Annotated in this window: 11 protein-coding genes and 2 pseudogenes; 9 read left to right on the top strand and 4 right to left on the bottom strand. The window is 36.5% G+C overall.

What is annotated here, in order from left to right; translation table 11 throughout:
- Window positions 1-49 precede the first annotated feature (49 nt).
- On the bottom strand, window positions 50-688 hold the full coding sequence (locus ACFINR_RS07865; protein WP_375638766.1) for an SH3 domain-containing protein: 639 nt from the start codon (window positions 686-688) through the stop codon (window positions 50-52).
- Window positions 689-1,192: 504 nt separating this feature from the next.
- Here ACFINR_RS07865 and ACFINR_RS07870 point away from each other — a divergent pair.
- The 4 genes and pseudogenes from ACFINR_RS07870 to ACFINR_RS07885 form a co-directional block, all read left to right on the top strand.
- Entirely contained in the window at window positions 1,193-2,011 is an 819-nt protein-coding gene (locus tag ACFINR_RS07870) for a MetQ/NlpA family ABC transporter substrate-binding protein (protein WP_375613641.1), read from the top strand.
- Between the two features lie 48 nt (window positions 2,012-2,059).
- Complete coding sequence (locus tag ACFINR_RS07875; RefSeq protein ID WP_375613642.1) at window positions 2,060-3,094, top strand: methionine ABC transporter ATP-binding protein; 1,035 nt, start codon at window positions 2,060-2,062, stop codon at window positions 3,092-3,094.
- Window positions 3,087-3,746: a methionine ABC transporter permease gene (locus ACFINR_RS07880; RefSeq protein WP_375609233.1), complete on the top strand. Its 660-nt coding sequence runs from the start codon at window positions 3,087-3,089 to the stop codon at window positions 3,744-3,746. The genes ACFINR_RS07875 and ACFINR_RS07880 overlap by 8 nt, the downstream gene beginning before the upstream one ends.
- A 573-nt stretch (window positions 3,747-4,319) precedes the next feature.
- A pseudogene (locus ACFINR_RS07885) lies at window positions 4,320-4,496 on the top strand (integrase); the annotation flags it as partial.
- Between the two features lie 171 nt (window positions 4,497-4,667).
- On the opposite strand, the gene ACFINR_RS07890 reads toward ACFINR_RS07885, so the two are convergent.
- Entirely contained in the window at window positions 4,668-5,147 is a 480-nt protein-coding gene (locus ACFINR_RS07890; protein WP_375612287.1) for a MaoC family dehydratase, read from the bottom strand.
- Window positions 5,148-5,310: 163 nt separating this feature from the next.
- Here ACFINR_RS07890 and ACFINR_RS07895 point away from each other — a divergent pair, with 163 nt between their 5' ends.
- The gene (locus ACFINR_RS07895) at window positions 5,311-6,645 is read left to right on the top strand and encodes an NAD(P)H-dependent oxidoreductase (protein ID WP_375653847.1); all 1,335 of its coding nucleotides are present in this window, start codon (window positions 5,311-5,313) and stop codon (window positions 6,643-6,645) included.
- An 809-nt stretch (window positions 6,646-7,454) separates the two neighbouring features.
- Here the strand turns inward: ACFINR_RS07895 and ACFINR_RS07900 are convergent.
- Window positions 7,455-7,811 (bottom strand): hypothetical protein, encoded by a 357-nt coding sequence (locus tag ACFINR_RS07900; RefSeq protein ID WP_375612285.1) that lies wholly within the window; start codon window positions 7,809-7,811, stop codon window positions 7,455-7,457.
- A 2,248-nt stretch (window positions 7,812-10,059) separates the two neighbouring features.
- On the opposite strand from ACFINR_RS07900, the gene ACFINR_RS07905 reads away from it, so the two are divergent.
- The 3 genes from ACFINR_RS07905 to ACFINR_RS07915 are packed head-to-tail and all read left to right on the top strand — an operon-like array spanning window position 10,060 to window position 12,829.
- Window positions 10,060-10,803: a creatininase family protein gene (locus tag ACFINR_RS07905; RefSeq protein WP_375613644.1), complete on the top strand. Its 744-nt coding sequence runs from the start codon at window positions 10,060-10,062 to the stop codon at window positions 10,801-10,803.
- A gap of 21 nt (window positions 10,804-10,824) precedes the next feature.
- Window positions 10,825-11,847 (top strand): CobW family GTP-binding protein, encoded by a 1,023-nt coding sequence (locus tag ACFINR_RS07910; protein WP_375612283.1) that lies wholly within the window; start codon window positions 10,825-10,827, stop codon window positions 11,845-11,847.
- Between the two features lie 10 nt (window positions 11,848-11,857).
- Window positions 11,858-12,829 carry a WD40 repeat domain-containing protein gene (locus ACFINR_RS07915; RefSeq protein WP_375612282.1) on the top strand — a complete coding sequence of 324 codons (972 nt, stop codon included), beginning with the start codon at window positions 11,858-11,860 and terminating at the stop codon, window positions 12,827-12,829.
- Window position 12,830: 1 nt separating this feature from the next.
- Here the strand turns inward: ACFINR_RS07915 and ACFINR_RS07920 are convergent, their stop codons facing one another.
- The gene (locus tag ACFINR_RS07920; RefSeq protein WP_375612281.1) at window positions 12,831-12,974 is read right to left on the bottom strand and encodes a hypothetical protein; all 144 of its coding nucleotides are present in this window, start codon (window positions 12,972-12,974) and stop codon (window positions 12,831-12,833) included.
- Window positions 12,975-13,362: 388 nt separating this feature from the next.
- On the opposite strand from ACFINR_RS07920, the pseudogene ACFINR_RS07925 reads away from it, so the two are divergent.
- Window positions 13,363-13,554: pseudogene (locus ACFINR_RS07925) on the top strand (hypothetical protein); the annotation flags it as partial.

Genomic DNA, 13,554 nt, shown 5'->3' on the forward strand with positions numbered 1-13,554 from the left:
CATGCTGCTGATCCTTTTTGTCATTCCGGTTGTAAAATTAACTTTACCCTTATCGAGCAGGATAGGTCACGACACGGTAACGCGTTTCATTACGTTCAAAATTTTTGTAATTGACATTATCAGGAAAGGAGGGATTATAAGCACTCACGTGCTTTACAGAAACGCCTTGTGCTTTTTGCGACGGATTTAAAATTGTTCGTTCATCCCTTTTTTTAACACCTGTAGAATCGATAATCATATCTGTTCTGTATAGTTTTTGCATATTTTTCCGTGTTTTTTGAATCGCCGGAAGAGCTTTAAAGTCGGAAACAGCCTGTTTTACTTTTTCTTTTGGCGATTTTACCATGGATTTTGATTTTGCTGGCATCTTTTTAAAAGCAATAGTAGGAACATTGTTAACATTGACGTAACGTGCAGATGCCCAACCAACTTTTCCATGATAACCAAGAGAACACCAAGTTTTATTGGATAGGCAGCCATAAATTTGCACTTTTGCTCCCATTGGAACCATTGCGATAACTTTATAAGCTGTCGCAGGGCCTGTGCGTAAAGATACCTGACCTGATGCAACACGAGCAACTGTTCCTGTAATGGTTCCAGCTTGTGCGTGAAAAGCAGTCACAGCCACCCCTGACGCTCCTAAAGCCCATAAAGTCATCATTGTTGATAAAAATTTCTTTCTTAACATTATTTTTCTTCCTCTCTTAAAACGTATGAAGGGCAAAAATTCGCCGTTGCAAAAATTTGCCGCGTTTAAATCCAATGATCAGCAACCTTTATTCCCCCCAAAAACCCACAACATTGCAACAAAATTTCTCTTTATCGCCTACACGAACACGGCCTTTTGATCTTGATTGCGCAGTATGTTCTTCATGAATTTACGGCTAAAGCATCATCTGATTGTCCGGTTCTTCAACCAATTGTCCCTTACAGAAGTTTTTAAAGGGGCATTGGTTCCCTCAACAAATGATTGCAATAAAAGAATTAATTATTTGAATTTCAGAGAATTTCTATGAACAAATGATGATCAGCCCCCAAAACAACTAAAATAGAAGGAAAAATAATACTCTTTTAAAAATAAAAGTGATTGAATATTCTCTAAAGCTTGTATAACTTTAAATCTGCCTAAAAAAATACAGAGTATATTGAAACTTCCCTCAAAAAATTTCTCGAAAAAGAAAGTTAAAAGCATATGACATTAAAAAATTTTTCTCGTAGTCGGATTATAGGATTATTCCTCTCTCTCTTTGCACTTTTTTTGTCTACTGCTTTTTCCATGGCCGCAGACAAAACAAAAATCAAACTTGGTATTATGGAAGGGCGGGATGCGATTATTTGGAAAACAGCTGCTGAACAGGCTAAAAAAGCCGGTTTAGATATTGAACTCGTTTATTTTTCTGATTACGCTTTGCCTAATGATGCTGTTAACGCAGGAGAGATCGATGCGAATGCTTTTCAGCACGCCCCTTATCTTAATGAACAAATGAAACAACGTGGCTATAAACTTTCAATTGTCGGCTATACATTTATTGCTCCAATCGGTGTTTACTCACACAAAATAAAAGACTTAAAAGATCTTCGTGATGGTGCACATGTTGGTATTCCGAACGACCCATCTAATGGTGGAAGAGCCTTACTTCTTCTTAACTCTTTAGGTCTCATTAAGTTAAAAGATCCTCATAATATTCTTGCATCTCCACTTGATATTATCGAAAATCCTAAAAACCTGCAAATTCGTGAGCTCGATGCCGGTATGTTAGGACGAGCTATTGACGATTTTGACCTTGCAATTATAAACACAAACTGGGCTATTGTTTCCGGATTAAACTTCGAAAAAGATGTAGTCGCATGGGAGAGCGCAAAAAATAATCCTTATGATAATATCATCGTTGTACGCACGAGCGAAAAAGATGAACCATGGGTTAAAAAATTAGTTGCCGCTTACAATAACGATCTTATCCGTGCAAAAATCAAAGAGATTTTTGGCAATACCGCCCAAACATCTTGGTAATTGTGCCAAATATCTGAATAACTGTGCCAAATATCCGAGTAATTGTGAATGGAAAAACCTACTCTTATCTCCTTAAAAAACATCAGCCGTTGTTTTAACAAAACGGCTGGTGTTCCGGTGATTAATAATCTCTCTTTAAATATCCATGCTGGTGAAATCCTTGGCATTATTGGGCGCAGTGGAGCAGGAAAATCAACACTTATTCGCTGTTTAAATGGGTTAGAGAAGATTGATGCAGGATCCATTTTTTTTGAAGATGTTGATATTTCTAATCTATCAGAGATAGAATGGGCGCCTTACCGTCAACGAATTGGGATGATTTTTCAACATTTCAATCTTCTCTCATCGCAGAATATTCTTGATAACATTGCATTGCCACTTAAATTAAGTGGTGTAAGTAAGAAACAACGCCACAAACGTGCCCTTGAACTGATTGAATTGGTTGGGTTATCTGGGAAAGAATATTGCTATCCGGCACAATTGTCCGGGGGACAAAAACAACGCGTTGGCATTGCTCGTGCGCTCGCTGCTAATCCTAAAATATTGTTATCAGATGAAGCCACCTCTGCTCTTGACCCTGAAACAACACAATCTATTCTAGAGCTCCTTGCTGATATTAATAAACACCTCAATCTCACGATTGTGCTCATCACCCATGAAATGGAAGTTGTGCGCACCATAGCGCATCGCGTTGTTGTTCTTAATCAGGGGAACATTGTAGAAGAAGGACGTGTGAAAGACATCTTTACATCACCGCAAGACGATACAACCATAGCCATGCTCAAGCTTGTAACCCCGCAACTTCCTGAAAAATTTGCGAAAAATCTCAAACCAATCGGACGAGAAGCTGTCATTGAAATTAATATTGCCGGTGAAATTGCCCAGCAGCCTTTTCTTCATCTTCTAGAAAATGAGAGTGGTTTAAAAGCACGTATTTTGCATGGTGGCATTGATACAGTTCAAGATGAAACCATCGGGAGACTCTTCTTGGCTCTTCCTGGAGAAGATAAAGAAGCTTTAGAAAAAGCTGTTCAATGGTTAACGAAAAAAGGACGATATTGTGAGGTCTTAGGCTATGTTTAATGTTCTGTCTCATGAACTTCCCCAAGCTGTTATTGATACAATATTGATGACACTTAGTGCTTCTGTTATGGCATTTATTATAGGGCTTCCCCTTGGTCTTCTTCTTCACACAACAGCACGCGGGGGGATTTTTTCCTCATCTCTCATCAATCGCCCTTTAAGCATGATCATTGACAGTATTCGTGCCATTCCCTTTATTATTCTTGCATTTTATCTTCTTCCCGTTACACGTATCGTTGTAGGAAGAGGGATAGGAATGCCTGCTGTAATTTTTATACTGACCATTTCAGCTATCCCTTTTTATGCACGCATGGCGGAACTCTCTTTTAAAACCGTTGAAAACGGTCTCATTGAAGCGATCCGCTCTATGGGGGCAAGTCGTCTTCAAATTATTAGACATGTCCTTATTCCTGAAGCTCTCCCTAGCCTGATTACAGGTTTTACAGTCATGGTCATTTCTCTTATAGGAGCCACCTCACTTGCTGGATATCTTGGTGGAGGCGGTTTAGGGGATATGGCAATCCGCTATGGCTACCAACGCTACAATACCTTCATCATGACCATCGTCATCATCCTTTTGATCGTGCTTAATATTACAACCCAATGGACTTCTGATAAAATCGTACAAAAACTTGATAAAACAAAACATTAAAAGACTTAGAATTTCACATGCCAATACCATCATCCCCTTTGCCACTTTCCAAGTGCACCAACCCTTGCCTATCGAAAACACTCATAAGAGATTAGAAACTTTTTTCTTAAACAGTTTTTATCTCTCCCCATCCGTTTGTAACATGAAAGAAAATAGTTTTAATGGCTTTAATATAAAAGAATATAAAAGGGGATAAAATAAGAGATCTCACAGTATGTGAGACTCTCTTTAAATTAAGACATTGGTCACGACCTTTCCCAACCTTAGATAACACATTGAATTTATAATGATAATATGGCGTTATTCATATTGAATGAGAACTCTGAATACCGTAAGATCCTCTCATTCCCAATTTGTTCCATATAGAATCAACCAAAACCTCTCGCTTACACGTTACAAGCGGGAAGAGCCGTGTGAGTAAAACTATACAAGAAAGAAAGGCATGCCTCTTATGAATTATCTCAAGCGCCAAGACCTGTCTTAACATTGGCGGCTAGCATATAATATGATGGTGCCAGCTTTCTTCTTCACAAGCATAAAGATAGGGGTGCTCAATGGCTTTATCGTTATACTATTCACAGGCGCCATTGCGAAATGGGCGTGACGAACGTTGAGAGATGTTGCTTTAAAATAAGCCCGTGAATTGGCAACGCAAGTATATTCCATTTGAAGCGTTCTGTTTTACGTGATGGGTATGATCCCATTAAAGAACGCTATAAACAAAAGCGTGAAGCAATGCACTATCTTCATTAGGAAACTCCTCTTCAAAACGATCTAGGAAAGATAGCAACCTGCTATGGCTATCAACGCTATGATAGCTCCACCATATCTATTATCCTATAGATTATTCTCAATATCATCATTGAAGAAACTTCTAATAGAATTGTATAAAAATTTTATAAAATAAAGCACTCAAATAATCTAGATATTGGAAGGTTTTTCTTCCACAACAGCAACAATAAGCCATTGAGCTGTAAGAGCTGGTTTTTTTAACTTTTCAATTTCCACCGTAACCCCATAATGGAAAACCACTCGACCAGAAGGGCGAATTTCTGCGTCGTCTAACACAAAACGCGCACGTATCCGTACCCCTGTTTTCACAGGACTCATGAAGCGTACTTTATCGAAACCATAATTAATCCCCATTGTGCTCCCTTCTAACTCTGGAAGAGCTTCATAAGCGAGCGTAGACAAAAGCGATAATGTTAAAAAACCATGAGCAATCGTGCCGCCAAAAGGTGTTTTTTTAGCCTTTTCCTCATCAACGTGTATCCATTGATGATCATCTGTAGCACATGCAAACTGATTAATCATATCCTGTGTAACAAGACGCCACTCCGATAATCCCACTTCTTTCCCAATAAAACTGGTGACATCTTGTACTGTTATTTTTTGCTGCATAACGCTATTCCTATTTTATTTGATAAAAGAAACCACCCCTCTTGCTTTTATAAAATCCATTGATTAGAGCATCAAGAATAAAAGATTAATTGTCTTAAAAACAAATGCACCTTATGAATGAGAAAAGTTCTTTAGCAGAATAGTTTTCAAATAGGAAAAAAGAATGGCAAGCAATGTGAACCTAACAGGTTTAGCGCATGATTTGAAACAACGTGCAGAAAAGCACCCCCCCATCCGTATTGGACTGATTGGTTGTGGTGAAATGGGCACAGATTTATTATCAAGTATTGCGCATATGGATGGTATAACAGTCGCTGCTGTAGCCACGAGGACACCGTCACGTATTTTTGATGCCGCTACACTAGCCTATGGCGAAGGTGGACATGTCTGTGAAGTTGAAAATACTTATACTCTCACCCAAAGTATTGAAAAAAATTTAATTGCAGCAACAGATGATATTAACCTTGTTTTGCGCCATGAACAAATTGATATTATCGTTGATGCAACAGGCTATCCCGAAGCAGGAGCAGAGATTGGTATCAAAGCGCTTGAGAATAACAAACATCTTGTCATGATGAATGTTGAAGCAGATGTTACAATTGGCGCTTATCTCAAACATGAAGCAGAAAAACGAGGGCTCATTTATACACTTGGTGCCGGCGATGAACCTACTTCTTGTATGGAACTCATAGAATTTGTTTCAGCCCTTGGACATAAGATTGTTGCAGCGGGTAAAGGAAAAAATAATCCTCTGCGCTTTGATGCTACACCTGACGCTTACGAAGAAGAAGCATTCCGGCGTAATATGAATGTGCGCATGTTGGTTGAATTTATTGATGGTTCCAAAACGATGGTTGAAATGGCAGCCATTGCCAATGCCACCGGCCTTCTCCCCGATTGTCCAGGAATGCATGGACCACGAGCAGCGCTACAAGATTTAAACAAAGTGCTTATTCCAAAACAAGATGGAGGCATTTTACAACAATATGGTGTTGTAGATTATTCAATAGGTCAAGGTGTTTCACCTGGTGTCTTTGTCATTGCCGAAATAGCACACCCACGTTTACGCGAACGTATGGAAGATTTAAAAATTGGTCAGGGACCTTACTTCACCTTTCATCGCCCCTATCATTTAACAGCAATGGAAGTTCCCCTCACCTGCGCACGTATTATGCTTTATGGCAAAAAAGATATGGTCCCTCTTAGCCATCCCGTAGTAGAAGTCTGTGCTGTTGCTAAAAAAGATTTACATCCAGGTGATCAGCTAGACTTTATCGGTCTTTATACTTATCGTGCTTGGATAATGAACATTTCAGAAGCACGCGCTCACCACGCCATTCCTTGTGGTCTTTTAGAAAAAGCAACAGTAACAGCTGCAATTAAAAAAAACGAACTCATTACAGTACATAATACTGCTATTCGTGAAGATCAATGGATTGCACGTCTTCGTGCTAAACAAGACCTTTTACTTCATTGCCCTTCTTCCACTAAGCTATAAATACTCCTGAATTACCTTACTTAACAGTATCCTTCCCTTAGGCAACAGAATAACCCAGAATACACTTCTATCGCAAATACAGGTTTATGTTTTAATAAAAGCATTTTCCAACGATGCACATCACCACTTCCCTCTCACAATATGTCCCGTAAATGCGACAATATAAACCACTCCATGAGATGACATAAGATTCATTGTGTATCACTATCTTTACTCTATGAAGATACAAACCAGCACCATCATTTATTTTCCAATACTACAACGTCCTTGAACCTTAGAGATAATTAATGAGAAGAATTTTTAGTCTTTTTTTTTATAATTTTATCCATACACGAACGCAACTTGTTATACGTAAAAAATACTTCTGATGGATTTAACATAAACAAATTTAAAATGATAAATAATAATTTCTCATTTTTCTTATTGCATGAGAGCCATGGATATAGGGATATTTTTTATTTTATCCCCTTATGAAAGATAAAAAAATTTAAAAAGGATAAAATATACCTTTGATGAATAATCTTCATATGAGAAAAGGTAGACAATATTAAAAGACTGATAAAGATAGTAAGTATACTAGCCTTATTACTAGAAAATAATCATAAACTGTAAAAAAAAATCAGGTTACGCTAATTTGTAAAAAAAAACATAAATGTAGGATCTTGAACTTTAATAATGTTAATAAAAGCTACATTTAGTATTAAGAGTAGTGATTTTATTATCTAGTATAGTATAAATAATAAAATATTTATTTTTTAAAAATAATGAAGTGAACAAAAAAATCCTCGACTCTGTCGATGAGCTTCCTACTAAAGTGTACTAAATATTGCAAAAAGAGTTACAACAGTACCTAATACATCCCCAATACATAAAGAAGCAAGAAGTGATAAAATACTTATTCCCCCCCAAAAGGCTGAACCTGAAAAGGCAGCAGCTTTTTCAGGTTTCCCTAAAGCAATAACATCTTGTTCCTCAACGCCTTGAATAACAACTCTATCCACAGCTTTAATAGCTACATTTTTTTCTAGTGTAGGAATAGTAATTGCCATTCTCTCTTGAACTTTATTTTTTACAAAACTTGCATTTCCCTCTATAGTTTGTATAAAAAAAAGAATAAATAGTGTAAAAGTAAATGAACATACACGATTTTTAAATATTTTAAACATAGCTTTCTTTGCTCCTCTTTTTCTTCACTGAAAAAATGAAAGAATATTCACATATATAAAAACCAAAAATTATATTTAATCATTTATATAATTGCACATAATAAAATATTATATGTAATTTTGTTATTATAATATAACACATTATGTATTACATGTAAAGATAAAAAACAATAAATGATAAAAATAATTTATTCCTTTTACGCCATAATAACTCAAGATACCAACAGTAATATTTTGTCATTTTTATTGCTATAATTAAAAATAATAATAATTTATTAAATTTCTTATTATAAGAAATATTACGAAACAAATTCATTTAAAAAATTATATAATAGAGCTTTTATAAATAATTTAAAATGTAATTAATTTTAAAGAACTATAAAATTTAAAACTGCCAATATAATGATATATGATTGTCTATTATTTCAATAAATATAAAAATGAAATTGGTATCAAATAAAAACTTGATCTAAAACAAATCTATCCTAATAAAACAAATTTAAATAGTGTGCTATTTTTCTATAAAACAGGTATAAAGTGTAAAAAAACAATTAAGATCTCTATCTTCAAATGGAAGAGACGTTAATAAAATGATTCTCAACTTTTACTGATATATAAAAAGAAAAAATACTGCATAGCATCTTAAAAAAGGTAATTCAGCCCCCTTTATCCCATACAGCATAAAGAACACAAAATATTGACTTTCAAACCTAATAAAACAAACGCATAAAATAAGTAAATCTATCAGATTTACAAAAAAATTATAAGCAATACTAGAACACCAACAAACTACCTAAAACCAGATAAAAAGAGAGTCATGAAAAATGAGATGATCCCCAAAATACTGAAAAAACTTTCTTTCTTAATTTTCATAAAAGTTATTCCATATTTTTCGTCAATATTGTAGATCACAACCATATTTATATTTTAAGTAATTATATTTACTCTATATTAGTAACAAATAATTCTCTTTGAACGAAATTTTTAGCAATATTCACATAACTGTCTTCAATTTGTGCAAAATAAATAATAAAGAATTAATCAAATTCTTGAAAGAAAAGGAATAGAGAAACTTACTAAAAAATTGCATTTTTAAAATACCAACTTAAGTAAGCACATTGAAAAAATAACGCCATGAAAACTGATATTGAATGATAAATTCATCAACCGATCACTTTAATCGCAAAATATTAATCTATAATAATAATTTATTGTTTTGCCTGTTGAATGAGAAAGCTGACGATTATAAAACTCTCTTATATTTTAACTCTGTTTATATTGAATCAATCAAAATTCTTCACTTTCAAATCACAAATGAGATCGATGTGTGTATAAACACACTTGAAGAAAGGAAAATATCACTTATGAGGTATTTTAACTAACAAGCGCTGTTAACACAGTATTGAAAACTAGCAAAGTGAATGATGGTGCCCCTTTTTACTTTAAAAGTGTAAAGATGGTGGAACACAATAGATTTTATATTATAAGGCTTTACCCTTATACCATTCACAAGCTGCGTCGTGAAATGGGCTTTGGTGTACTAAATGTTTCTTTAAAACAAAAGCGTCAATGTGCAACACAATGGCGTTCTGTTTATCATGTATCCAATGGTGTTTCTTGTATCCAACGGTGTTTCTTACTGAATCATCTTATAAACTGCTCTATGAGATTACAAATTCATCTTACGTGAATTCTTCCCTTTATATTTATTTTTTCTCATGAACACTAAAATCTGTTAAGACACTATCCAAAATAAAATCAATCAACAAACATTTCTATTCTTTTGTAATATACAGATACTTGAATTAAGAATTTAGAACACCTGATTGCAACTAAAGTCTGTACTATCGCAATAATAGAAATACTTTGATTATCATCGCTCCATAATAAAAGAAGAATATGTAACTTACAGGAAAAATTACATTTTCAATAAATAATGAAAAATATTTTTCATTATTTGATGTATAAGTATTTAATATGTATGAATATTTACTTATTAAAAATGAGAATATGAATCAGAAATACTTACAAAAGATAATTATCTTGAGAAATATTGCCTCATATTACAGAAAAGTTGCGTTGGCTTTGCTCAATAAAAGCTTCTCTATTTTTAACAAAGCTCTCATTTTTATGCATCCATATGTGATGTAAAAAGACGCCTATTTGCGTTTCTCTTATAGATAGATTAAATAGTGACAGCACCTTTGATCACTTTGTCTCTTTTGACTTCTCTTTTGGGCATTAATTTATGGTATCTAACCCACCTTTTCTCGCTCTTTTACCTTTGGGTGCACACGAATATCACGGAGAGCACCTTCCTTTCGAAACCGACTGGATTATTGCTGAAGCTTTTGCAAAAGCCCTCACTTTACAAACAAAAGAGCAGTTTCATATCGCACTTTTACCGGTTGAAAAGATTGGCTATTCTATAGAACATATGGATGTTACAGGCACGCAAACCCTTACCTTTTCTGATGCGATTAAGCGATGGATAAAGATTGGTGAAAACTGTTATCACAAAGGGATCAACCGTCTTCTTCTTCTCAATGCTCACGGAGGCAATTCACCTTTAATGAGCATCGTTATCACCGAATTACGAAAGCGCCTTTCCATGCTCGCTGTAGCAACAAGCTGGAGCCGTTTTGGTTTACCACAAGGTCTCATAGAGCCATCTCAACAACATCTTGATATCCATGGAGGCTTTATCGAAACCTCTCTCATGCTCTATTTAGCACCAGAAAAAGTCCATATGGAAAAGGCAGAAAATTTTCATAATAAACAAGCGGATATGATTGCCAATTATCGGTATTTACGTGCTTATGGTCCTCATGCCTTTGGTTGGACAATGAAAGATCTAAATACGCAAGGTGCGGCAGGAAATGCAAGCAAAGCAACACCACAAGCCGGTGAAGCAATCTTTTCTCATGTTCTGTCTCAGCTTCGTGATTTACTTGATGATATCAATCGATTTAACATAAACACATGGCAATAAAGAACAATAAAAGGTCTCTCCATGGAAACGATACACCCCAAAAAACTTCCCGTTACGGTTCTCACAGGCTATCTTGGTGCTGGAAAAACCACCCTTCTCAACCGCATTCTCAGTGAAAATCATGGCAAACGTTATGCCGTCATTGTCAATGAATTTGGTGAAATTGGTATTGATAATGACCTGATCATTGAATCAGACGAAGAAATTTATGAAATGAATAATGGCTGTGTTTGCTGCACCGTACGTGGTGATCTCATTCGCATTCTAGAAAGTCTGATGCAACGTTCTCATCGATTTGATGCGATCATTATAGAAACGACAGGGCTTGCTGATCCCGTTCCCGTAGCACAGACCTTTTTCATGGATGATACTATCCATGAAAAAACAGCTCTCGACAGTGTCATAGCGGTCGTTGATGCAAAGCATTTTCCCTCTCAATTAAAAACAAGTCGTGAAGCTGAAGACCAAATTGCCTTCGCGGATATTATTCTTTTAAATAAGATTGATCTTGTCACCCAACAAGAACGCAGCCATGCTGAATCCCTTATTCTGGCCATTAATCCCAGAGCCATAATTTACGCAACAGAGCGCGTTAACATCCCTGTTGATAAACTCCTCGATCGTAGTTCCTTTGATCTCCAACGCACTTTAGATAATGATCCCCATTTTCTTGACCATCATCACGCAGATCATGTATGTGGTCCCGATTGTAATCATGATCATGACCATCATCACGCATCCACCATTCATGATATTACCATCACTTCTGTAAGTTTAAAAACAGATGCTCTGCAACCAGAAAAGTTTTTCCCTTGGATCCAGCAGGTTACACAGCAACAAGGGCCTGATATCTTGCGTCTTAAAGGCATTATCGCCTTTCAAGGAGACGATGATCGTTACGTCATTCAAGGGATACATATGCTTCTTGAAGGACAACATCAACGCCCATGGCGTGAAGATGAAAAACGAGAAAGCCGCCTTGTCTTTATAGGACGCTCTCTTGATGCTGAAAAATTAAAAACTGGTTTTGAAAATTGCGCATAAGTGAGTGATAATGCCAAACATTACCCATTATGATCTCAAAAGTTACTGCCTTTCCTGCGGTTTTATAGGCAATAAACCAGCCTTTGTTTCCGTAGAAGGTCTCATTGTTTTTTTTAATCCAACCCCACAAATCGTTGAAGTTCACCAAGGAATAATTTCAAGCCATTTTTCCCATGACAATACCGCGATCATCACCGGTGGAGAAGATGGAAAAGTCTGTCAAACAACCGCAGCAGATCACACGGAAGTGTTAAGCCAAAAAGAACGCAAATGGATAAACAACGTTGCTTTTGGTCCACAAAAAGCTTTTGCTTTTTCCTCCTCACGCCTCGCATTTGCGCATATTGGAAAAGAACGACAAGAGCTCACACATGAACGCAGTGTAGAAGGCCTTGCTTTTGCCCCAAAAGGTTTGCGACTTGCCGTTGCCCATTACAATGGAGTCACTCTTCATTGGTTATCAACGCAAATATCTCCCACCACATTGGTATGGAAAGGAGCTCATTGTGGTGTCACCTTTTCACCAGACAACCGCTATGTCATTTCCACCATGCAAGAAAACGCCTTACACGGCTGGCGTCTCACTGATAATCAGCACCTCCGCATGAGTGGCTATCCAAGCAAAGTCAAAAGCTGGTCTTGGAGCGCAAAAGGAAAATGGCTAGCAACATCAGGTGCCTCTGCCGCAATTGTTTGGCCCTTTCATACAAAAGATGGCCCCATGGGAAAAACACCTCTAGAACTAGGCACACGAGCAAATGCACTTGTTAGCACCGTTTCATGCCACCCAAACAAAGAAATTGTAGCAATAGGCTTCAATGATGGAATGATTTTAGCGGCACAATTCCATGATGGAAAAGAAGTCCTTCTAAAAGGTTATGGGAAAAGTGCTATCTCAGCACTTAATTGGGATCAAGCAGGGCAAAACCTCTCCTTCGGTAGCGAAAATGGTGAATGTGGTATAATCAAGATCACTGATTAAATTAAGCACCCAAAAGCGCAATCATCGCCGATAAAGAATGCCCACACAATCCTCCAGAAATCTTATCCCCTTGCATCTCCAGAGCTCTCAGAAATCCTATCTCCCTAATCTCCCCCCAAAAATCTCCTAAAATCTTCGTAATCATTAAATCTTCCCTCTTCCTTTCCTCCCCCCTTTAGACAAGAAAATACCTTAAACATGTTTTTTGACCTTTTAACATTGCTACCCCCATACAAGAATAAAAACATCACTCTCAAGACCGCCCCCCATCTCCCTATAAACATCTATATAGGCTACATACTTCCACAAAAGCATTTTTCTTAAAAATTCGGCAAAAAATAGCTGATATCATCATTGAAACAACGATTTATTCTTACGATCAGAAGAAGGGAATTCAACACTATTTTCCTAAATAAAAAATTTTTTGATTTCCCCCTCCAAAGAGCAAAGTTTCCTACGAGCAGCCTTCCACACTTTAGTTTCTTGCCTAGAAAATTCTATCTAATAATCATTTCATGGAACTTCTATTACCGCCCTCTGTTCCGGTATCTCCTTCATCTCCGGATTCTGTTCCTTCTGCTTCTTTCCCATGTTAAACCAAAGCCTTCTGGGTCTTCTGACCCTTTGGATTCCTCGTCTAATCTCCAAATTAGAGCGGTTGTTCCACAGGTTCCAACTTATCTTCTTTTGCCAAATGCCTTATTTCATGCTGGTTTAGTGGATAT

Origin of the sequence: Bartonella sp. AP19HLJMH (genome assembly GCF_042196245.1) — a bacterium.
GTDB lineage: Bacteria > Pseudomonadota > Alphaproteobacteria > Rhizobiales > Rhizobiaceae > Bartonella.